19 protein-coding genes are annotated in these 19,704 nt (G+C 63.3%); 5 read left to right on the forward strand and 14 right to left on the reverse strand.

Annotated elements, in window-relative coordinates; all coding sequences use genetic code 11:
- Nucleotides 1-16 precede the first annotated feature (16 nt).
- On the reverse strand, nucleotides 17-685 hold the full coding sequence (locus L9B60_RS22365) for an HAD family hydrolase (RefSeq protein WP_249673156.1): 669 nt from the start codon (nucleotides 683-685) through the stop codon (nucleotides 17-19).
- 156 nt (nucleotides 686-841) lie between these two features.
- Between L9B60_RS22365 and L9B60_RS22370 the strand changes: the two genes are divergently transcribed.
- Nucleotides 842-2,155, forward strand: coding sequence for a putative bifunctional diguanylate cyclase/phosphodiesterase (locus L9B60_RS22370; protein ID WP_249673157.1), 1,314 nt, complete (start codon nucleotides 842-844; stop codon nucleotides 2,153-2,155).
- 212 nt (nucleotides 2,156-2,367) lie between these two features.
- On the opposite strand, the gene L9B60_RS22375 is transcribed toward L9B60_RS22370, so the two are convergent.
- The 9 genes from L9B60_RS22375 to L9B60_RS22415 all read right to left on the reverse strand — a co-directional run bounded on the left by L9B60_RS22375 (nucleotide 2,368) and on the right by L9B60_RS22415 (nucleotide 11,321).
- Nucleotides 2,368-3,762 (reverse strand): OprD family outer membrane porin, encoded by a 1,395-nt coding sequence (locus L9B60_RS22375; protein WP_249673158.1) that lies wholly within the window; start codon nucleotides 3,760-3,762, stop codon nucleotides 2,368-2,370.
- Nucleotides 3,763-3,913: 151 nt separating this feature from the next.
- Complete coding sequence (locus L9B60_RS22380; protein ID WP_249673159.1) at nucleotides 3,914-5,275, reverse strand: FAD-binding oxidoreductase; 1,362 nt, start codon at nucleotides 5,273-5,275, stop codon at nucleotides 3,914-3,916.
- 32 nt (nucleotides 5,276-5,307) lie between these two features.
- The gene (locus L9B60_RS22385) at nucleotides 5,308-6,126 is read right to left on the reverse strand and encodes an ABC transporter permease (protein ID WP_249673160.1); all 819 of its coding nucleotides are present in this window, start codon (nucleotides 6,124-6,126) and stop codon (nucleotides 5,308-5,310) included.
- Nucleotides 6,126-6,956 (reverse strand): ABC transporter ATP-binding protein, encoded by an 831-nt coding sequence (locus L9B60_RS22390; RefSeq protein WP_249673161.1) that lies wholly within the window; start codon nucleotides 6,954-6,956, stop codon nucleotides 6,126-6,128. The genes L9B60_RS22385 and L9B60_RS22390 overlap by 1 nt, the downstream gene beginning before the upstream one ends.
- The gene (locus L9B60_RS22395; RefSeq protein WP_249673162.1) at nucleotides 6,953-7,942 is read right to left on the reverse strand and encodes an ABC transporter substrate-binding protein; all 990 of its coding nucleotides are present in this window, start codon (nucleotides 7,940-7,942) and stop codon (nucleotides 6,953-6,955) included. The genes L9B60_RS22390 and L9B60_RS22395 overlap by 4 nt, the downstream gene beginning before the upstream one ends.
- A 27-nt stretch (nucleotides 7,943-7,969) precedes the next feature.
- Nucleotides 7,970-8,818, reverse strand: a complete 849-nt coding sequence (locus L9B60_RS22400; RefSeq protein WP_249673163.1) for a creatininase family protein — start codon at nucleotides 8,816-8,818, stop codon at nucleotides 7,970-7,972.
- 28 nt (nucleotides 8,819-8,846) lie between these two features.
- Complete coding sequence (locus L9B60_RS22405; protein WP_249673164.1) at nucleotides 8,847-9,305, reverse strand: RidA family protein; 459 nt, start codon at nucleotides 9,303-9,305, stop codon at nucleotides 8,847-8,849.
- Nucleotides 9,302-10,576, reverse strand: a complete 1,275-nt coding sequence (locus tag L9B60_RS22410; RefSeq protein ID WP_249673165.1) for an amidohydrolase family protein — start codon at nucleotides 10,574-10,576, stop codon at nucleotides 9,302-9,304. Before L9B60_RS22410 ends, L9B60_RS22405 begins: the two co-directional genes overlap by 4 nt.
- Before the next feature lie 67 nt (nucleotides 10,577-10,643).
- The gene (locus L9B60_RS22415) at nucleotides 10,644-11,321 is read right to left on the reverse strand and encodes a TetR family transcriptional regulator C-terminal domain-containing protein (protein ID WP_249673166.1); all 678 of its coding nucleotides are present in this window, start codon (nucleotides 11,319-11,321) and stop codon (nucleotides 10,644-10,646) included.
- Between the two features lie 272 nt (nucleotides 11,322-11,593).
- Here L9B60_RS22415 and L9B60_RS22420 point away from each other — a divergent pair, with 272 nt between their 5' ends.
- From L9B60_RS22420 to L9B60_RS22435, 4 genes are all read left to right on the forward strand, one after another.
- Complete coding sequence (locus L9B60_RS22420) at nucleotides 11,594-12,055, forward strand: GlcG/HbpS family heme-binding protein (protein ID WP_249673167.1); 462 nt, start codon at nucleotides 11,594-11,596, stop codon at nucleotides 12,053-12,055.
- 120 nt (nucleotides 12,056-12,175) lie between these two features.
- On the forward strand, nucleotides 12,176-12,709 hold the full coding sequence (locus tag L9B60_RS22425) for a sugar dehydrogenase complex small subunit (RefSeq protein WP_249673168.1): 534 nt from the start codon (nucleotides 12,176-12,178) through the stop codon (nucleotides 12,707-12,709).
- Nucleotides 12,702-14,306 carry a GMC family oxidoreductase gene (locus L9B60_RS22430; protein ID WP_249673169.1) on the forward strand — a complete coding sequence of 535 codons (1,605 nt, stop codon included), beginning with the start codon at nucleotides 12,702-12,704 and terminating at the stop codon, nucleotides 14,304-14,306. Before L9B60_RS22425 ends, L9B60_RS22430 begins: the two co-directional genes overlap by 8 nt.
- The gene (locus tag L9B60_RS22435) at nucleotides 14,303-15,634 is read left to right on the forward strand and encodes a cytochrome c (protein ID WP_249673170.1); all 1,332 of its coding nucleotides are present in this window, start codon (nucleotides 14,303-14,305) and stop codon (nucleotides 15,632-15,634) included. Before L9B60_RS22430 ends, L9B60_RS22435 begins: the two co-directional genes overlap by 4 nt.
- 88 nt (nucleotides 15,635-15,722) lie before the next feature.
- Here L9B60_RS22435 and L9B60_RS22440 read toward each other — a convergent pair whose 3' ends face one another.
- The 4 genes from L9B60_RS22440 to L9B60_RS22455 are packed head-to-tail and all read right to left on the reverse strand — an operon-like array spanning nucleotide 15,723 to nucleotide 19,586.
- Nucleotides 15,723-16,388: a DUF2931 family protein gene (locus L9B60_RS22440; RefSeq protein ID WP_438866003.1), complete on the reverse strand. Its 666-nt coding sequence runs from the start codon at nucleotides 16,386-16,388 to the stop codon at nucleotides 15,723-15,725.
- A 12-nt stretch (nucleotides 16,389-16,400) separates the two neighbouring features.
- On the reverse strand, nucleotides 16,401-17,066 hold the full coding sequence (locus L9B60_RS22445) for a DUF2931 family protein (protein WP_438866150.1): 666 nt from the start codon (nucleotides 17,064-17,066) through the stop codon (nucleotides 16,401-16,403).
- 13 nt (nucleotides 17,067-17,079) lie between these two features.
- Entirely contained in the window at nucleotides 17,080-17,736 is a 657-nt protein-coding gene (locus L9B60_RS22450; RefSeq protein WP_249673173.1) for a DUF2931 family protein, read from the reverse strand.
- Complete coding sequence (locus tag L9B60_RS22455; RefSeq protein WP_249673174.1) at nucleotides 17,733-19,586, reverse strand: type VI secretion system family protein; 1,854 nt, start codon at nucleotides 19,584-19,586, stop codon at nucleotides 17,733-17,735. The genes L9B60_RS22450 and L9B60_RS22455 overlap by 4 nt, the downstream gene beginning before the upstream one ends.
- Nucleotides 19,587-19,704 lie beyond the last annotated feature (118 nt).

The following is a 19,704-nucleotide window of genomic DNA, read 5'->3' on the forward strand; positions in this document are numbered from 1 at the left end:
AGTGGCTGAGGTGTCGTTACCGCGCGGGCTGGCTGATGGCCTGATCAATGGCCTGCCACAGCCGTTCGTCGTTGAAATCGTCGATCACCAGGTGCGCGCCGGCGGCCAGCAAGGCTTCGCGGCTTTGACTGGTAGTCAGGGCCACGGTAAAAATACCGGCCTTGACTGCGGCCGTGAGGCCTGGGATCGAGTCTTCGAACGCCATGGCGTTTTCAGCCCGGGCACCCAGCCGCTCGAGGCCGGTGAGGTAGGGCAGTGGGTCGGGCTTGGCGCGTGCCAGCTCCTCGGCCACCACCACGTGCGGCAGGCGTGCCGAGAGGTTCAGGGCCTTGAGCATGTGGTCGGCATTGGCCCGCGGGGCATTGGTTACCACCACCATGCCCACCTGGTTCTGTTCGGCGAACGCCAGCAGGCGCAGCAGCCCGGGCAGGGGTTCCAGGTGCGTGGACAGCTGGCGAAAGCGCGCTTCCTTGCGGTCGGCAAACTCGACGTGCTGGGCCACCGAGCGGTCCGGGAACAGGTTGCGGCACATGTCTGGGTTGGCGCGGCCGCTGCAGTGTTTTTCGAAGTCTTCTTCGGTGAACGTGCGGCCTTCTTCCTGCATCAGCTGCTGCAGGGCAAGCAAGTGCAGGGTGTCGGTGTCGGTCAAAGTGCCATCGAGGTCGAACAGCAAGGCGTTGAGCATGGAGAAGTCCCTGAAGGTTAAGGCCGCTGTATCGTATCAGCTGGGTCGGGCTGCGTCAGGCTGCCAGCGGCGCGACAATCAAGCTGGCGTTGGCGGGCGGTGCAGGGCAAAATCCCGGCTATCATTTTGCCAGTCGGTGCCGTTCGGGAGTCTGGTATGCCGTATGAGAGTCGCAAGGTTGCACTGGGCATCGACCCGGTCAGCGGTTTGCCCAATCGCGAGCAATTTGCCGCGGACCTGCGCGACCTGCATGTGCACCATACCGGGGAGACGCGGCAGTTGGTGCTGGTCGACCCCCTGGAGATGAGCTGGGCCCACGACATGACCCTGGCGTTGGGCCTGGCGCCGTTCGAGCGCTTGATCCGCTGCATTGCCCAACGTTTGTGCCGGTACCTTGAGGGGATCGCCCCGGTGTACCAGATTGGCGTGAAGCGGTTTGCCTTCCTGTTGCCGGAGCCTGTCGAGGGGTTTGACGATTTTATCGAGACACTGGTCGCTACCCTGCGCCAACCCAGCCAGATCGAAGGCATTCCGGTGCGCCCCTCATTGCGCGCCGGCGCGGTGCGTTTCCAGGTGGATCGCGAGGCACTGGGCGATGTGTTGCGCAAAGCCATGTACGCCGTCGAGCAGGCTCAGCAGGGGCGCCAGCCTTGGGCGCTGTACGATGCGGTGCACGACAACGCCTACCGGCGCGCCTTCAACCTGATTTCCGATATTGGCCCGGCATTGGCGGGCGACCAGTTGAAGCTGGTGTTCCAACCGCGCTTTGCTATCCCCGACGGCACCCAGGTCAGTGCCGAGGCCCTGATCCGTTGGAATCACCCACGCTTGGGGCCGATTTTCCCCGACGAGTTCATACCGGTGCTCGAGCGCAACGGGCTGATCCACGGCCTGACCCGTTGGGTGATCGAAACCGGGTTGCGCACCTTGGCCCAGTGGTCGCCGCAAACCGCTAGCAAGTTGTCGATCAACCTGTCGCCGCACGATTTTGACGGCCATGACCTGTGTGGCTTGATCCAGCGCGCATGCGTGGCCCACGGCATCGAGCCCGACCGTTTGGAAGTGGAGATCACCGAAGGCGAATGGTTGCGCTCCAACCCGCAGGTGTTGACCGAGCTTGCGCAATTGCGCGCGATGGGGGTGGACGTGGCCATCGATGACTTCGGCACCGGCTACAGCAATTTTTCGTACCTGCACCAGATCCCGGCCAACGTGGTGAAGCTGGACAAATCGTTGATCACCGACCTTGAGCACAACCCGCGCCACCAGATGATCGCCCGTTCGGTGATCCAGTTGGCCCGCGAACTGGGTTACCGCACCGTGGCCGAGGGGGTGGAAACGTTCAAGTGCCTGCAATGGGTGCGCAGCTTCGGCTGCGACGAAGCCCAAGGCTACTTCTTTGCCCGGCCGATGCCCGAGCAGGCGTTCGTGGCGTGGAGCCGTGCGGCGCAGTTTCCGCTGGCCCACTGACGCCCCCCCCTTGTAGGAGCGGATTTATCCGCGAAAAGGCCGCCGCGGTGCATCAGGCATACCGCGTCGTGGCCTTCGCGGATGAATCCGCTCCTACAGAGTGATACGTATGCCGGTAGGAGCGGATTTATCCGCGAAGAAAGCGGCGCGGTGTGTCGATGCTCCGCGGTGTGGCTTTCGCGGATGAATCCGCTCCTACAAGGGGCAATCCGTTAGAACGCGTACTCGACCGCCAAGCGATTCTGCCAGTAATCCTTCTCTTGCCCCGGCTGGCTTTGCAGGCCGATGAAGTCTGCCACGCTCAGGCCCTTGAGGTTGCCGCCGAATTTGTAGATGGCAAACGCCAGGTACTCGGACTGGTTGATGCTCGATGCACTGGCGCTGGCCTTAAGGTCCATGAACGAGTAACGGCCGCCCACGAACAGGTTGTCGCGCAATGCGCCGTTGACGTCGAAGGCATAGGCATTGCCGGCGCCCAGGTCTTGGGTGCTGGTGAGGAACGGCTGGGCGAACAGGGGGCCGGAGCTGACGTTGTGGGCATAAGGGGTGACCAGTGCGCCATTGAGGTAGCTGTCTTTATCCGGCTCGATGCGGTCATACCCCAGGCTTGCCGTCAGCGAGTTGTGCTTGACGCCCAGTTGCAGGCCGTAGACACGGCTGTGCACCTCCCCGAGCAGTTCACGGCCATCGCCGTTTTCATGGAACGCCTGCACGCCAATGAACGGTTTGATCACCCCCTCGCGCTGGCTCAGTTGCGCTTCCACGTAGCTCAACTTGGCGTAGTCCTCGTAGTCGAACTGCCAGGCCTTGGCCTTCAACTGCGCAGTGCCCAGGTTCAGGCTGCGCCCGCCACCCACGCCCCAGAAGCCGTCGGTCTCTTGGTCATCAAGCCCTGAATACGCGTCGAAGTGGCTGTTGTAGGTGGTTTGCTTTTTGAACGAGTCGTCGATATAGGATTTGTAGCGATACATGCGCAGGGCGCTGAGAAAGTTGTCGTCGTCGCCGTAGTGCGCGTACACGCCCTGGAACAGTTGCGTGGCGATCCGCCAGTCGTAGGTGGAGGCAAAGGGCACGTCCAGTTCCTGGTTGCCGGCGACGATCTTCAATTGATCGTGCTCGTATTGCAGGTACGCCTCGCCCATGGCCGTCACGTTGGGGCCCAGGTAGCCATCGCGCTCGCTGGGGTCGTCGGCATGGCCGATGCCGCGCTGCACGTAGCCGCTGAGCCCGGCGCTGAAACCGTTGTAGCGCGCGGTGGTAAAGCCCAACTTGCCGCCGTAGCTGAGGGTGTCCTGGGTCAGGCCCTTGGTGAAGAAGGAGTTGTGCGCCGAGTAGTACAGGGTACGGAAGTTGCCGTTGACCTTGCCCTTGCTGAACACCTCGCCCAGGGTGTCGGCATCGCCCGTGTCGGCTGGGGCCTCGATGTCGTTGAGAGTCGACGGCTCTTGCTGTTGCACAGGCTCGGTGAGGGTGCCGGGGCGTTGGTTGACCGCAAGCGCCGGGTCAATGGCGTCGCTTGCGGCCAAGGCGTAGGCCGGCAGGCTCATGGCCATGGCCAGCAACAGGTTGCGTGGGGTTTGCCGGGTGGTGCGCACGTCTGTCTTCATTGCCGCTCTTCTTGGGTTAGGTCCATCCTGCGGGCGAACGAAGCCCCTGGCGGCCTGCGGGCAGGCAGCCGGTGACGTTCATCGCCGTGGGGGATGAAGGATGTTGTACGGATGAGTGGGCAGTACTGGCGAGGCGTCAGCCCCTACGTTTTTATTGTGCGGTGGACCAACTGCGGACCTTGCCGGGGTTCAGCAGGCCGGCTGGGTCATAATCGTGTTTGCGCGCCAGAATGGCCGGGTCCAGGGCGCCGCCGTGCTTGCCGTCCTCCAGGGTGAACACGTGCGGGTCGTTGATTTGCACACCGTTGGCGCGGTGCAGGGCGATTACCTGGTTCAGCCGTTCGGCCCCCTGGTAGCGCACCAGTGGCAAGCCCACGGCCACGCTGCGGCCCTGGACGTCGCGGATGAATTCCAGGTGGGTCAGTACTTCGTCCGCTTCCAGCACTTGGCTCATGCGTTGCAGTTGCGCCCAGGTCTGGCCAGGGGCATAGGCGGTCTGCAGGTAGGTGAGGCTGCGGTCATGCTTGAGCGCGTGCAGGGTGGTGTGGTTCCAGCAATATTCGAGCAGGGTGTGGCCGCTGGCGGCGACTTCGGCGGCGCTGTGGTACTGGCAGATGCGCCCGCCATGGCGTTGCAGTATCTGCTTGAGCGGCTGTTCGGCCTGGGCCGCCAGGGCACAGATCAGCACGGCCTCCTGCGGCTGGCGAACGCTGTCCAGGGCATTGAAATAGCGCGCCACCGCGGCCTCGAACAAGGCGACGTTGCGCTTGGTGATGCTGGGGGTGGTGGCCAGTTCTTCGGCGCAGGCAAAGGCCGCCTCGGTGCTGTCGAACCCCAGCAGGTATTCGTCCCAGTGCTGGGCCGGTGCCAGGGCAATTTCCAGCTCCAGCACGATGCCGTTGGTACCATACACATGGTTGAGTTGCATCACTTCGGGGGCGCGTAGCTCGACGATGCGTGGTGGGTATTCCAGGGTCATGACCCGCGCGCCGAGCACCGTGCCGGTCGCCGCCAGTGGGCCGTAGTTGATCGAGCCGATGCCGCCGAACCCACCGCCGAACAGCCCGCCCAGGGTGGCGATGCGGTAGGTGGACGGCATGCAGCGCAGCTCCCAGCCTTGTGGGCGCAGTAGGTCTTCCAGGGCTGCCAGGCGAATGCCGCACTGGGCCCGGGCGACGCCGTCGCGCACCCAGCGCACTTGGTCCAGGGCCGTCAGTTCGACCACCAGGCCGCCGTGCAGGGGCACCGCCTGGCCATAGTTGCCGCTGCCGCCACCGCGCAAGGTCACCGGCACGCCATGTTCGGCGCAGGCGCTGACGATGCTCAGCAATTCGGCTTCGCTGCGCGGGCGCACGCCCAGGTCGGCCAGGCATTCGGCCAGGCTGTCTTTCAAAATGGGGCTGAACCAGTGGAAGTCCTTGGACAGGCGCTTGAGTTGCATGGGCGCGGTGATCCATTCAAGGTCCGGCAGGGCTTGGCACAGGGTCTGGATGCGGTGGGTCAAGTCGGTCATGACATTACCTTGGGCAGTAAGGGAGGGCGGGTTCATTGGTCACGCTGCGCTTCGCTGTCGTGCCAATGGCCGATGGCTTTTTGCGACAGCAACGACATGCCGGCGAACAGCGCGATGCCGGCCAGGGAGATCAACAGCAAGGCTGCAAACATACGTGGGATGTTCAATTGAAAGCCGGCCTGGAGGATCTGGTAGGCAAGCCCGGTGTTGGCGCCGCCGGTGCCGGCGACGAACTCGGCCACCACCGCGCCGATCAGCGCCAGCCCGCACGAGATGCGCAGGGCAGCAAAGAAATACGGCAACGCGGTGGGCACCCGCAGGCGCATCAGCACCTGCAAGCGGCTGCTGCGGCGCAGCTTGAAATAGGCCAGCAAGCCGGGCGATACGCTGCGCAGGCCAAGGGCGGTGTTAGAGATGATCGGGAACACCGCCATCAGCGTCGAACACACCACCATGGCCAGCGTGGTGTCGCGCACCCAGATGATGATCAGCGGCGCGATGGCCACGATCGGCGTCACTTGCAGCAGCACCGCATAGGGGAAGAACGCCACCTCGATCATGCGGCTCTGCACGAACACAAAGGCGATGGCCACGCCGATCAGCACCGACAAGGCGAACGACATCAAGGTGATCTTCAGCGTGAACAGCAGCGCCGGGCCCAGCACGTTCCAGTCCTGCACCAGGGTGGTCAGGGTCAGCCAGGGCGTGGGGATCAGGTAGCTGGGCACTTTCAGGGCCACCAGCGCCACTTGCCAGGCGAGCACCAGCAACAGGGCAATGACGGCTGGGATAATGACGCGCTGGGCGCTTTCGCGGGCCAGCAAAGGGCGCGAATGAAGGTTAGTCGCCATCAGAGGGGCTCCTCGCTGCTGGCATCGACCAAGTGCTGGTGCAATGCCATGGCGTATTCGCTGAAGCGCGCCGACAGGCGAAACTCGGCGGTGCGCGGGTAGGGTTCGGCGATATGGATGTCGGCCACCACCCGGCCCGGGCGCGCCGCCATGACGATCACCCGCTGCGACAAAAACACCGCTTCGTGGATCGAGTGGGTGACGAACATCACGGTCCAGGCATGCCGCTGCCACAGTGACAGCAGGTCGCTGTCCAGGTGGTTGCGGGTGATTTCGTCGAGCGCGCCAAACGGCTCGTCCATCAGCAGCAACTGCGGCTCTACCACCAGGCCGCGGGCGATCGACACACGCATCTGCATGCCGCCCGACAGCTCGCGAGGCAGGGCTTGGGCGAAGCGCTCAAGGCCCACCCGTTCCAGGGCGATTTGCACCCGGCGGTCGGCTTCGGCCCGTGGCACGCCGTCCATCTCCAATGGCAGGCGCACGTTCTTGCGCACGCTGTGCCAAGGCATCAGCGTGGCTTCCTGGAACACGTACGAGAGGCTTTTGCCGGTTTCGCTCAGGCGCGAACCGGGCTTGCGCCACAGCAACAGGCGCCCGTCGCTAGGCTCGATCAGGCCGGCGATCATCTTGAGCAGCGTGCTTTTGCCACAACCGGACGGGCCGAGCAAGGTGACGAATTCACCCTCGGCGATGTCCAGGTCCACCGGGCGCAGGGCCTGGGTGCCGTTGGCGTAAACCTTCTCGACCGACAAGGCCTGCACGGCCAATGGCCTGGCGTCGCTGGCAGGCAAGGGCAGGGCGGGCTGGGCCCGCAGCGCGCTGGTCATGGCAACACCGGCTGCTGGTCGATGAAGCGCGTGGTGTACATCTGCTCGAGCGGCACTTTGCCAGCGTCGATCAAGTGGTTGTCCACGGCCATTTGCCAGGTTTGCTGCATGCGCGCCGGGGTGATCACGCCGATGCCGCCAGCCTGGGCATCGCCGCCGCTGACAAGGCCTGTGCTGCGCAGTTTGGCCACCGCGTAGTCGAGTTGGTCTTCGCCCATTTGCGGGTTGGCCTGGCGGATCAACGCATTGCCGCCGGCCGGGTTGGCCAGGTAGTTTTTCAGGCCTTGCATCGAGGCCTGGATAAAGGCGGCGGCCTGTTGCGGGTTTTTTTCCAGCCATTGGCTGTCGCAGGCGATGGCGTTGCCGTAGGGCGGGTAGCCGGCTTCGCTGAGCGCGAACACCTTGAACGGCGCGCCGGCTTTTTGCAGGGCAAAAGGTTCGGAGGTCAGGTAACCCTGTTGCGCCACTTGTGGGTCGGCCATGAACGGCTGGATGTTGAAGGTGTACGGGCGCACCTGGTCATCCTTGAAGCCCAGCCGCGCCTTGGCCCACGGCCACCAGCTGGAATGGGCGGCGCTGGAGATCAATAGGGTCTGGCTGCGCAGGTCTTCTATTTTGGCGACCCCTGCGTGGGCGATGATCACGCTGGGATCATGCTGGAAGGTGGTGGCGACCATTTGCAGCGGCACCCCGTGTTCGCGGGCCAGCATGGTGCCGATGTCGTCGCTGATGATGCACTGAGCGCGGCCGGCCGCCAGCAGTTGCACCGGGTTTACCTGGGGGCCGCCCATTTGCACGGTCACGTCCAGACCTTGCCGGGCATACAGGCCATCGGCCTGGGCCTGGTAGAACCCGCCATGCTCGGCCTGGGCATACCAGTTGGTGATGAAAGTGATGGGCGTGGCGGCCTGGGCCTGGGCGCCGGCCAGCAGGGCAACGGCCAGGGCGGTGGAACGCAAGGCGGCGGTAAGCGGGTGAACGGTCATGGCGAACTCCTCGATAGGCGGCACGGTTCAGCGTTGGGTCTGGATATGCCCTTGGTAGTGGCCACGGCCCCAGCTTGTCGCGCTGCGGGTCAGCCACTGCATGCGGTGCACTTCGCCGATGGCCTGGGCCCATTGCTCGCCCAGTTGTTGCAGCAGCGCCTGGCCTTGGGCCAGGGTGGCGCCGGTGGGGTCGCCGATCACGCCGCTGGGCCCGAAGTCCAAGGCGCACCAGGCGGCAGCCGGGCGGGTCGCCGACAGGGTCGGGCAGGGGAAGGGCGGCGGGAAGTCCGCCGCCGCCTGGCTCATGTCCACGGTGTCTGGCGCCAGGGCCATGATGATCGCGGTTTCGCCGTGGCCGGCGTGCATCGACAGCTGCTTTTCTTTGGCCGGGATGAAGCTCTCGTCATGGGGCACGCTCCAAGCCGAGCGGGCGATGATCACGAAGTCGCCGTGGCGCAGGCGCAGTTCCCGCGCGGCCATTTCCAGCGGCTGCGGCTGGCCACCGTGGGCGTTGACGATGAGGAACTTGCGAAAGCCTGCGCGGTAGATCGACTCGCCGATTTCAATGATGGTGTTGAGCAGCAACTCGCCGGTCAGGGTCACGGTGCCGGGAAAGTGCAGGTGCTCATCGGACTTGCCGTAAGTGATGGGCGGCAGCGCGTAGGCCGGCACGTCTTCGGGCAACAATGCCATGGCCTTGCCCACCACGCCGGCGGCGACGATGCTGTCCACTGCGCACGGCAGGTGCGGGCCGTGCTGCTCCAGGGCGCCGGCCGGCAGCACGATTACGGTGTTGGCCTTGTCGGGCAGGCTGTCGATGGTGGTCCAACTCAGGTACGGGAGAAAGCGGCTGGCGGGGGTATATCCGTTAAGCATGGTGTGTCTCCATAATGGGGGTAAGGGATCAGCGAAGGGGTAGGTAGGCGGTGGCTTCGACTTCCACCAAAATCTGTTCGCAGGGCAGCATGGCGCTGACCTCGACCACGGTGGACACCGGCGACGCATCGGGGAAAAAGCTTTTGCGCACCCGGCTGTAGTAGGGGAAGTGGTCCAGGTTGCGCATGTACTGCACCAGCTTGAACACGTCTTTCATCTGCCCGCCGGCGCTTTCCACGGTGCGGCGGATGCTTTCCAGCACGTACCAGCTCTGCGCCAGGATTGGGCCTTGCTTGAAGTCCGTGGAGAACTCGAAGGTTTGTCCCAACTGCTCGGCAATGTGCGCCGGGATGTCGGCGAAACCGTTGACGATCAGGTTTTCAGCGGGGTTCACCGCGATCACCCCAGAGAGGAAGATGAAATCACCGGCACGGTGGTAGGCCGCGTAGCGGGCCAGGGGTTGGGCCAGAGGTTGGGCGTCGGTCATGTCAGGCTCCGCAGGTGGGCGAGGAAGGCGTCGGGCAGGTGGTGGCCGCGTAACAGGCTGCGCTCGGGGTCGGCGGGCCAGGTAAAGGCGCTGTGGCTATGGAACAGGGTCAGTTCGGCGGGTGCGCCTATCAGCGTGGGGCGTGCTTGAGGCGTCGCCAGCCAGTCGCGCCGGCAGATCGCTTGCGACGCTTGATCGAATGCATCGGCCAGTTGGCCGGTGAGCACGGCCAGTTGCAGGGTTTGCACGGGGTCGTAGCGGCCGGTGGGGCAAAACGCGTCTTGCACGTTGTCGGTGCCCAGCAACAGCGGGATGCCGCGCTCGCGCGCTTCCTTGATCAATGTCAGGCCACGCTGGCGCGGGGTGCGCCCGGCCACCGCGTCTTGCAGCATCAGGTTGGTGCTGGGCAGGGCGAGCAGGGTGATCGGCGCGCGGGCCACGCTGTCCAGGGTGTGGCTGGCTACCTCGGCCGGTTGCGCGGCCAGGGAGCAGGCATGGCTGCAGACAATGCGCCCGGCAAAGCCGATGGCCTGGGCATATTGGGCCACGCGCGCCAGGCCGTTGGCGTGGGGCGAAAGCTCTTCATCCACGTGCAGGTCCAGGTCCAGCCCGTGGTGCGTGGCCACGTCGAGCAGCTGGCGCAAGGCTGCGTCGTTGTCGTTGCTGGTGTGGATGAAGGCCCCCAAAACGCCGCCGTATTGTTGGACCTGGCGTGCGATCAGGGTTGCATCGCTTTTGTTGGCGAACAGCGGCAGGGGCACCAAGGCGACTCGTTGCAGTTCGACCGGGCTGTCCTGCGCCAGGTCCGCCAGCAACGACCAGGCCGGCGGCGCCGCGGCGCTCCACCAGTCCACGTGGCTGCGCAGCAGGCTCACGCCGTGGCTGGCTGCCTGACGCAGGGCACGCTGCGAACGCTGGTGCAAGTCGTCCCGGGTCCATTGCCGGCGATCGAGCTGGGTGGCGGCGATGGCGCCCAGCAGGCCCGGCTCGATCGGCCCCAGGCGCTGGCGGGTAAAAGTCTTGTCCAAGTGGGCATGGGCTTCGATCAGCCCCGGCAACACCAATGTGCCGTGCAGGTCGATGCCGTTGCAGGTGGCTGGCTGCGCGAGCACCTGGGTAATACGCCCGTTTTCAATCCTCAGCTGTGCCCGCTGCGGTTCGCCTGCCTGCTGGGGCCAGCCTTCGGGTAATAGCCAGCGAGGCAGCCGGGCGTGGCTGAGTACCAGGGCCGTAGTGGCGTTGTCGATGTTGGACGGCATTGTGTTTTGCATAGCTGACCGATCGGTTGAATCGTTTGGTCAAATACTAGCAACGCCTATGCCAATACTGTCCGATTGGTCAGAAATGCCGAAGTGCAAGGGTGCGGATCAGTCTTTGAGGTGGCAGCCTGCGAGTACGAATGTCACCAACTCGTCGAGGATTTCCCGTTGCTGTTCGGGTGACTGCAGGCTCTGGCCCAGGATCAATTCGGCCTGCAGCGCGTAATCGGCGTAATACTGGGTCAGGGCCCAGATATGCATGATCAGACAGGCGCGGGTTCAGGGGCCGCAAAATGCCCTGGTCTACCCAGGTTTGCAGGCGGTCCACCTTGCTTTGCGTGGTGCTCAGGGCCCCGGGCCAGAAGCCCTCCAGGCGGGTGCCGCCGCTGAGCAACTCGTTGGTGAAGATGCGCGATATTTCCGGGTGGTCCAAGGCGAACTCAAGCTTCTGGCGCACGTATTCGCCAAGGATCTGCCGAGGCGTGGCGCTGTCTTGTGCGCCAAACACGAACAGTTTCGACCAGGCGTTCATCAACTGCCCCAGCACCTGGGCGTACAGGCTTTCCTTGTCTTCGATGTAGTAGTGCAACTGGGATTTTTTAAGGCCCGCGCGTTCGGCGATCGCCTGGGTGGAGGCACCGATGAAACCGTGCTGGCTGAACTCGCTGATGGCGGCCGCACGGATGTTGTCCATGATTTCCTGACGGCTCTGCTTGGGGCTGCGGGTTGGCTTGGCCGGGGTCGGTGTTGCGTTCATGTGTTGCACCAATATCGGAAAAAAACGAAGGGGGCGGGCTCATTCTGGTGCGCACGCGATCGTGGGCGGCGGGTATTTCGTGCACCGATGAAGCCTGTGTGTGCAGCGTACAAGAAATGGCAGGGGGCTTGTTGGTTTGGCGTGTTTTGCCAAATGTCAATGTGGCAATTGTTCGCGTTTCTGTAACAAAGATTTGCTGGATCATGGATTATTAGTGGACTAACTAGTTGGTTACAATTGCTGACTTATATTCGAATGGAAACGGCTGGCTCATGAAATCTGTATCGTTTTTCCTGACTGGTTTACTCGCTTTGGCCGGCACGGCTGCACAGGCTGCTACCCACCCGCAACTGGACAACGCCCAGGCCCTGCAGGTGATCACCAGCGTCAAGGGCTCCCTGGCCGCTGAAAAGAGTTTCGGTTGCGTGGCGGTGGTCGACGTGTCCGGCACGTTGCTGGCCTTCGAACGCCTGGACGGCGCGCCGCTGGGTTGCGTCGATGCCTCCATTGGCAAGGCCCGCACCTCGGCGCTGTACCGTGCCCCGTCGGTCAAGTTCATGGAGCGCCTGCAAAAAGGCGAGAACACGGTGCTTGAAATTCCCCATGCCGTGGCGCTGGGCGGCGGCTACCCGCTGACCCTCAATGGCGAAGTCGTGGGCGCCGTGGGCGTCAGCACACCGGTACAGGCCCTGGACAACAGCGCCTCGCAGACTGCCGCCGAAAGCCTGAAGTAATTCGCAGAGCTAAAAAACCACCGCGGCAGGCTTGGTCTGTCGCGGCGAATTTCTGTGCACACCATTAAAAGCCTTGAAGCCTAAACGCTATCAGGGATGGGATCACTCGGACCAAAAACCATGATTAACCTCACCCGACGCCGTCTGGTCTTCGGTGCCTCAAGCCTCCTGGCTGCCGGTGCCCTGGGCAAGACCTTGCTTGTGTCCAACGCCTTCGCCAGCGCGCCGCTGGTCAATGGCATCCGCTTGCCGGCCGATTTCCTCGCCTTGTCGATGCTGCTGACCGGCATCGACAAGCCCGACCTGCAACTGGCCCAGCGCCTGTATGACTGGTTGCGACACCAGGACAACCAGTTGCCTGCGCACCTGGACGCCCTGGCGGGCCTGCTGGCGGCCAACGCCGGCGCCACGCCGCCAGCCTTCCAGGCGGCCCTGGCCGCGCAACCGACAGCGGTGGTGGCGGTGTACCAGGCCATGGTCGGCGGCTGGTACCTGGGGGTGGTGGGCAACAAAATGAGCCCCACCTGCATCGGCTTTGAAAACATCGTCAGCTACCAGGTGCTGAGCACCTCGTTCACGCCACCGAGCTACTGCGCCGGCGAGCCGAACTTCTGGACTCAACCTCCGCAATCCGAGAGCGTGGCCCATGTCTGATTCCCTGAGTGCAGATGTCGTTGTCATTGGTGCCGGTATCGCCGGTTCCCTGTCGGCACTGAAAATGGCCAAGGCCGGCGCTTCGGTGCTGATCCTGGAGTCCGGTCCCGAAATCAAGCGCGACGAGGCCGTGGAGTTGTTTCGCAACAGCCCGCTCAAGGGCGATTTCACCGAACCCTATCCGCCAAAACCCTGGGCGCCACAGCCCAAGTTCCAGCCGGTGGACAACGGTTACCTGATCCAGAAAGGCCCGGACCCGTACCTGGCGTCCTACCTGCGCGGCGTGGGTGGCACCACCTGGCACTGGGCGGGGCAGGCGTTTCGCATACAGCCCAACGACATGCGTTTGCAGTCGTTGTATGGCGTGGGGGTGGACTGGCCGCTCAGCTATGCCGAGCTTGAACCTTACTACTGCGACGCGGAAACCCAGATGGGCGTTTCCGGTGACGCCGACCTCGGTTCGCCACGTTCGCAACCCTACCCGTTGCCGGGCATCCCGCTGCCTTACGGTTTCGAGCGCATGAAGCAGCGCCTGGCCGGCCTGGGCTATGAAGTGGGCATCGGCCCGCAGGCGCGCAACAGCGTGGCCTATGACGGCCGCCCGGCCTGCTGCGGTAACAACAACTGCATGCCAGTGTGCCCGATCGACGCTCAGTACCACGGTGGCATCGCCGCGCGCAAAGCACTGGACGCCGGCGTGCGCATCGTCGCCAACGCCGTGGTGTACCGCATTGAGGCCGATGACAAGGGTCGCATCGTTGCCGTGCATTACCTGGACAGCCACAAGACCAGCCACAAGGTCACCGGCAAGCAGTTCGTGCTGACGGCCAACGCCATCGAAAGCAGCAAGCTGTTGCTGATGTCCACCAGCGACCGCCTGCCCAATGGCGTGGCTAACAGCAACGACATGGTCGGCCGCCATTTGATGGACCACCCCGGTTCTTCGGTGGAGTTCCTGGCCGACGAGCCGATCTACTTCGGCCGCGGCCCGATGCGCCCCAGCAGCATCAACAACATCCGCGACGGGGCGTTTCGCGCCGACCGTTCGGGCCTGCGTATCGACCTGGCCAACACCAACCCCACGCGCATGCTCACCGAGCGCTTGATCAAGCAGGGCTACTACGGCAAGGCGCTGAACGAGAAGCTCAAGTATCAGGCCGACCACTATGTGCTGCTCAAGGGCATGATGGAAATCCTGCCAGACCGTGACAACCGCATCGTGCTCAGCAAGACCGAGAAGGACGCCTGGGGCCTGCCGCGCGTCGAGGTGTACTACAAGTTCCCGGACTACGTGCACAAGGGCTACGACCACTCCATCGAGGTGTATCGCGAAATCGCCAGCGCCATGGGCGGCACCGAAGTGGTGTACAGCAAGCGCGGCGTGTACGACAACAATCAGCACATCACCGGCACCCTGAGCATGGGCGCAAACCCGGCCACCTCGGTGGTGGACCGCGACCTGCGCAGCCACGATCACGAGAACCTGTTCATGGCCGGCACCGGCGTGATGCCGACCGCGGCCATCGTCAACTCGACGCTGACCGGCACCGCCCTGGCCCTGCGTATGGCCGACACCGTGTTGAAGAGCCTGTCATGATGACCCCATTGCCGATGAAAAAACTGCTGCTTGCCGCGCTGCCCCTGCTGGTCAGCCTGGGCGCCCCTGCCGCTGAACAACCTGCGCCTGGGGATCTGATTGCCCGCGGCGCTTACCTGGCCCATGCGGCCGACTGCACCGCGTGCCATACCGCGCCGCACGGCAATCCGTTTGGCGGTGGCTACCCGGTGGGCACGCCGTTCGGGCTGATCTACGGCACCAACATCTCCTCCGACAAGACCCACGGTATCGGTAGCTGGAGCGACGACCAGTTCGTCGCCGCAGTGCGCGACGGCGTGGGCAAGGACGGCCAACAGCTTTACCCAGCCATGCCCTACGACTCGTTCACCAAGATGTCCCGCGATGACGTGCTGGCGATCAAGGCCTACCTGATGTCCGAGCCTCCGGTGGCCGAAGCGTCGCCGGTCACCGACCTGCCGTTCCCGTTCAACCAGCGCTGGGGCATGGTGTTCTGGAAGTTCTTCAACTTCACGCCAGGCGAGCTCAAGCCCGACCCCAGCCAAACCGCCGAATGGAACCAGGGCCGCTACTTGGTCGATGCCCTGGCACACTGTGGCACCTGCCATACGCCGCGCAACCTGACCATGGGTATGGACACCAAGAAGCCCTTCGCCGGGGGTGACCTGGGCGGCTTCGTGGCCTACAACATCACCCCGGACAAGACCGCCGGCATTGGCAGTTGGACCCAGAACGAACTGGTGACCTACCTGCAGACCGGTCACGTGGACGGCCGTGCATCGGCGTCGGGCCCCATGGCCGAAGCCATCGAGCACAGCCTGCAATACCTGCCCGAGTCTGACTTGGCCGCGATCGCCACCTACCTGCAGTCGGTGCCGGCGATTGCCGACGACAAGCAAAGCGCCTCACGCGAAAGCTTCGGCAAGCCCAGCGATGGGTATGTCGCCGTGCGCGGCGACAGCGTCGCCCAGGCGCAAGACCCGGGCCGCGTGTTGTTCATGGGTAGCTGCGCCACCTGCCACGGTGCCAAGGGGCGGGGCGCGGGCAGCGGTTTTGGTGCCTACCCGTCCCTGTTCAACCACACCACCACCGGCGCTGCGGATGCCAAGAACGTGGTGTCGGTGATCCTGGGGTCGGTCGACCGCAAGATGGTCAAGGGCGAGATCCTGATGCCATCGTTTGCCGAGGACCTGAACGATGCGCAGGTGGCCCAGGTGGCCAACTACGTGATGACCCAGTTCGGCAACCCGGCAGCGGCCACGGTGGACGCCAAGCAGGTGGCGAAGTTGCGCGGCGACGCGCAACTGAAGTCGCCGCCGGCGGTGTTGCAGGGGGATATGGCGCGGTAGTGGGCCGGCGCGGCCCTCTTCCGCACGGGCAGAGGGCTGGGCTGACTTTCGCCGCGTTGGGTGGCTTCGCAGGGTGGGTGTCCAAGGCTTACCACGAACCGTATGGGATACCGTATTTTTCGATGTAGGCCTTGGCGGCTGGCTTCAAGGGCAATGCGTACCGGCCCTCATTTTTGCCCCCCGAAGGCCCCACTTCCACTACATCGGCCTGTACCCGCGCTACGTCGATCGGTTTCAGGCACTGGCCGCCTAGCCAGACTCGGGCAATCCCTCCTGGGGCCAGACCGACGGTCAGCATGTTTCGGTAGTCCGTGATCCATTTGCTATCAAATTTGCAAAAGGCCTTTTCGCCCTTGAGCATGGCCTGTTGGGTGGCTTTGGGGATGACGATATAGGCTTCGTAGGTTTGCGGCTCTACCAGGGATTGCCAGCGGACATAGAGTAGGCGGGTTAGGTCGGCGCCGAGGACGCGCTTTGTGGCACCGGCTCCTGGGTGCTCAGGCCAGCCACGCGGATCACCCCTCAGGTTCTTGGGCGAGCTCCCACCTACGCCGCTCATGGCGCGACGAAAGGCTCGGTCGTTGATATCCACCGCATCGGCGGTTTCAATCCACACCTCCATGTAATGGGGGGCACCGAGACCCAACCACCAGGCGTCATACGGCAGCCGCCCGGCACCACTGGTGCAGCCACTCAGCCAGAACAGTGCGCCGCACAGCAACAGGCCTTTGAGCTTATTCACTGATGGCACCATGAATGCCAAGACTTACCACGAGCCATAGGGAATCCCGTATTTTTCGATGTAGGTCTTGGCGGCTGGCTTCAAGGGCAATGCGTACCGGCCCTCATTTTTGCCTCCCGAAGGCCCCACCTTCACTACATCGGCTTGCACTCGCGCTACGTCGATCGGCTTCAGGCACTGGCCGCCTAGCCAGACTCGGGCAATCCCGCCTGGGGCCAGGCCGACGGTCAGCATGTTTCGGTAGTCCGTGATCCATTTTGCATCGGCCTTGCAAAAGGTTTTCTCGCCCTTGAGCATGGCCTGTTGGGTGGCTTTGGGGATGACGATATAGGCTTCGTAGGTTTGCGGCTCTACCAGCGATTGCCAGCGGACATAGAGCAGGCGGGGTAGGTCGGCGCCGAGGACGCGCTTTGTGGCACCGGCTCCTGGGTGCTCAGGCCAGCCACGCGGATCACCCCTCAGGTTCTTGGGCGAGCTCCCCCCCACGCCGCTCATGGCGCGACGAAAGGCTCGGTCGTTGATATCCACCGCATCGGCGGTTTCAATCCACACCTCCATGTAATGGGGGGCACCGAGACCCAACCACCATGCGTCATACGGCAGCCGCCCGGCACCACTGGTGCAACCACTCAGCCAGAACAGTGCGCCGCACAGCAACAGGCCTTTGAGCTTATTCACTGATGGCACCATGAATGCCAAGGACTTACCACGAGCCATAGGGAATCCCGTATTTTTCGATGTAGACTTTGGCGGCTGGCTTCAAGGGCAATGCGTACCGGCCCTCATTTTTGCCTCCCGAAGGCCCCACCTCCACTACATCGGCTTGCACTCGCGCTACGTCGATCGGCTTCAGGCACTGGCCGCCTAGCCAGACTCGGGCAATCCCGCCTGGGGCCAGGCCGACGGTCAGCATGTTTCGGTAGTCCGTGATCCATTTTGCATCGGCCTTGCAAAAGGTTTTCTCGCCCTTGAGCATGGCCTGTTGGGTGGCTTTGGGGATGACGATATAGGCTTCGTAGGTTTGCGGCTCTACCAGTGATTGCCAGCGGACATAGAGCAGGCGTGGTACGTCGGCGCCGAGGACTTGCTTGCCAGCCCCGGAGCCGGGGTGTTCCGGCCAGCCACGCGGATTACCCTTGAGGTTCTTCGGTAACTGGATCGCGGCCACGCCGCTCATGGCGCGACGGTAAGCACGGTCATGGATGTCCACTGCATCGGCAGTTTCGATCCACACCTCCATGTAGTCGGGCGCAAACAACCCCAGCCGCCACGAGTCGTAAGGCAATCGGCCGAAGCCACTGGCGCAGCCACTCAGCCAGAACAGTGCGCCGCATAGCAACAGGCCTTTGAGCTTATTCACTGATGGTACTTGGCACGCAGGTTACCCTCGGCAGGACGGTTGATGAACACGGCTTCCAGGTCGCTGTTGCTCCAACCTTTGGAGGCATTCCAATGGGCCGAGAGGTGGATGTAATGACGGCGCAGCAGTGCGATATCCTCGGCGGTCAGGCGCGTGAAGGGCTCATGCAGGGCGTAGGCTTGTAGTTTGACCGCGATGGGTTGTAACTCGGTGGGCAGGGCGAAGGCTGGTATGTCGGGAACCGGATCGAACGCCACCCCGCCGCGAATGCCCAACGCGCGCATGATCCGCAAGTACACCAGCGAGAGTTCGCCGCGCACCTGGCGTTGGCCCGAAATGGCGGCGTAGACGCGTTTCTGCGGCTGGGTGTCGCGGCCCCGGTGCTGGGTGGTCACTTGCCAGGTGAGGATGTTCAAGTCTGCTGGCGGAATAAACGGGCGCAAAATCTCCAGGGTGTGTTCAAGGCGCTGCTGGGTCCGGCGATACGCCTCGCTGTGCTCGTTAGGCTCGTGTAGCGGGCTCAGGCTGCTGACGGGTTTGCTCAGCAGCAGCTTTTCCGTCGCCAGGGGCAGGTAGCCGCCGCCCACGTCGGAATGGCAGCCTGGCACGAACAGATCGTTGTCGGTGCGGGTGAGGGAGAAGTTGTGACGGTACTCGTCATCGGCCACCAGCTGCACTATCTGGCGAGCAGCACGTGGGGCCAGCCGTAGGTTGACCCCGGGGTTAAGGATATTGTGCGGGCTGAAGTCGTTGCTCAGGGGATCGACGATGCCCGCAACGGTGTCGAAAAGGCCGATGAAGTTGAGGATAAGGTCGCGGCCAGGGAGCCAGTTGAAATCAGCGGCCAGCAAGGGTGAACCTGCCGGTAATACCTTTGCCAGTAAACTCTTCGGCCCTTTGAGCAGGTCATTGGCGCAGTGTCGGGCCGCTGCTGCACCGCGACTGAAGCCAAACAGATCGACCTCGATTCGGTTGATCTTGAGTTTGGGATTGTACTCCTGAAGCTGTCGCAACTGCTGCAGCACTGAAGCGGGTGCCTGTTCAACCCGAGCCACTACGCCAGTGCTGCCTCGGCCGGTACCCTGGCTGTAGAGAGAGTCACCCTGGCCACTAGTTGTGCCGATGCCTTCAATGTAGACCTTGATATGAGCTTCATTCGCGTCGGAGGCCAGCGTTTTACTTGAATGATCCGGATAAAGATCATGCAACCGCGCCACATTACTGGTCTCGCTCCCATAACTATTAGCCGGCACCACCCCCGAAGCCTCATACCCAAACGCTGCGCAGCGTTGGCGAATATCGGCCGTCGCCTCACCATCCAAACCCACGTCCCGGGCCCGGCAACCTTCGCCCGTCGCGCTGTTGCCCTGGTTGTTACCCGTGCCGTCGAAGAACAGGCCCAGGCGCAGCACGATGCCGTGCGCTTGCAGTTCCTCTTCTTCCTCCTCTTCTTCCAGGCTGCAATCCTGGCGTGCAGCCCCATGCTGGATGGGGGCCGAGGCTTGAGTTCGCTTGGGCTCGGGCGTAAAAGCGGTCGCCATTTGCGTGGCACTGGCGCCCTCGGAGGGTGCTTTAAATTGATAAGTGGCAGTGAACACCGACGGGATCAACTGGGCCTGGCAAGGGCAACCGCTGAAGCTGTCCAAGGTGCCGGCCATCCGCCGGCCATGGCTGATCATGTGCGAAATGCCACCGAGAATCTGATACGCCTTGCCGTCTTTGCCACAGGACACTTGATCGCCCTCGCAGGAATGCAGGACGCCATACATATTGATGCGAGGGTCACCTTCCAAAACCGTACCGCCGCAGGTGGTCTTGTCACCCAGGCCAATGAAATATCCGATTGACATGCAAATCCTTTTGACGGGTAGGGCCCGCTCGGCATCTTGCCGAGCGAGCCGCGGGGCAATGATTGGGCGTGAACGAATTCACGGCCCCAACGGTAGAACCCAGGACCATCAAAAGTAT

The sequence above is a fragment of the Pseudomonas abieticivorans genome, assembly GCF_023509015.1.
Classification (GTDB): domain Bacteria; phylum Pseudomonadota; class Gammaproteobacteria; order Pseudomonadales; family Pseudomonadaceae; genus Aquipseudomonas; species Aquipseudomonas abieticivorans.

Excerpts from the sequence above, each read along its gene's own strand:
- L9B60_RS22365 (WP_249673156.1), bottom strand. The coding sequence starts at position 685 with ATGCTCAACGCCTTGCTGTTCGACCTCGATGGCACTTTGACCGACACC.
- L9B60_RS22370 (WP_249673157.1), top strand. The coding sequence starts at position 842 with ATGCCGTATGAGAGTCGCAAGGTTGCACTGGGCATCGACCCGGTCAGC.
- L9B60_RS22375 (WP_249673158.1), bottom strand. The coding sequence starts at position 3,762 with ATGAAGACAGACGTGCGCACCACCCGGCAAACCCCACGCAACCTGTTG.
- L9B60_RS22380 (WP_249673159.1), bottom strand. The coding sequence starts at position 5,275 with ATGACCGACTTGACCCACCGCATCCAGACCCTGTGCCAAGCCCTGCCG.
- L9B60_RS22385 (WP_249673160.1), bottom strand. The coding sequence starts at position 6,126 with ATGGCGACTAACCTTCATTCGCGCCCTTTGCTGGCCCGCGAAAGCGCC.
- L9B60_RS22390 (WP_249673161.1), bottom strand. The coding sequence starts at position 6,956 with ATGACCAGCGCGCTGCGGGCCCAGCCCGCCCTGCCCTTGCCTGCCAGC.
- L9B60_RS22395 (WP_249673162.1), bottom strand. The coding sequence starts at position 7,942 with ATGACCGTTCACCCGCTTACCGCCGCCTTGCGTTCCACCGCCCTGGCC.
- L9B60_RS22400 (WP_249673163.1), bottom strand. The coding sequence starts at position 8,818 with ATGCTTAACGGATATACCCCCGCCAGCCGCTTTCTCCCGTACCTGAGT.
- L9B60_RS22405 (WP_249673164.1), bottom strand. The coding sequence starts at position 9,305 with ATGACCGACGCCCAACCTCTGGCCCAACCCCTGGCCCGCTACGCGGCC.
- L9B60_RS22410 (WP_249673165.1), bottom strand. The coding sequence starts at position 10,576 with ATGCAAAACACAATGCCGTCCAACATCGACAACGCCACTACGGCCCTG.
- L9B60_RS22415 (WP_249673166.1), bottom strand. The coding sequence starts at position 11,321 with ATGAACGCAACACCGACCCCGGCCAAGCCAACCCGCAGCCCCAAGCAG.
- L9B60_RS22420 (WP_249673167.1), top strand. The coding sequence starts at position 11,594 with ATGAAATCTGTATCGTTTTTCCTGACTGGTTTACTCGCTTTGGCCGGC.
- L9B60_RS22425 (WP_249673168.1), top strand. The coding sequence starts at position 12,176 with ATGATTAACCTCACCCGACGCCGTCTGGTCTTCGGTGCCTCAAGCCTC.
- L9B60_RS22430 (WP_249673169.1), top strand. The coding sequence starts at position 12,702 with ATGTCTGATTCCCTGAGTGCAGATGTCGTTGTCATTGGTGCCGGTATC.
- L9B60_RS22435 (WP_249673170.1), top strand. The coding sequence starts at position 14,303 with ATGATGACCCCATTGCCGATGAAAAAACTGCTGCTTGCCGCGCTGCCC.
- L9B60_RS22440 (WP_438866003.1), bottom strand. The coding sequence starts at position 16,388 with ATGGTGCCATCAGTGAATAAGCTCAAAGGCCTGTTGCTGTGCGGCGCA.
- L9B60_RS22445 (WP_438866150.1), bottom strand. The coding sequence starts at position 17,066 with ATGGTGCCATCAGTGAATAAGCTCAAAGGCCTGTTGCTGTGCGGCGCA.
- L9B60_RS22455 (WP_249673174.1), bottom strand. The coding sequence starts at position 19,586 with ATGTCAATCGGATATTTCATTGGCCTGGGTGACAAGACCACCTGCGGC.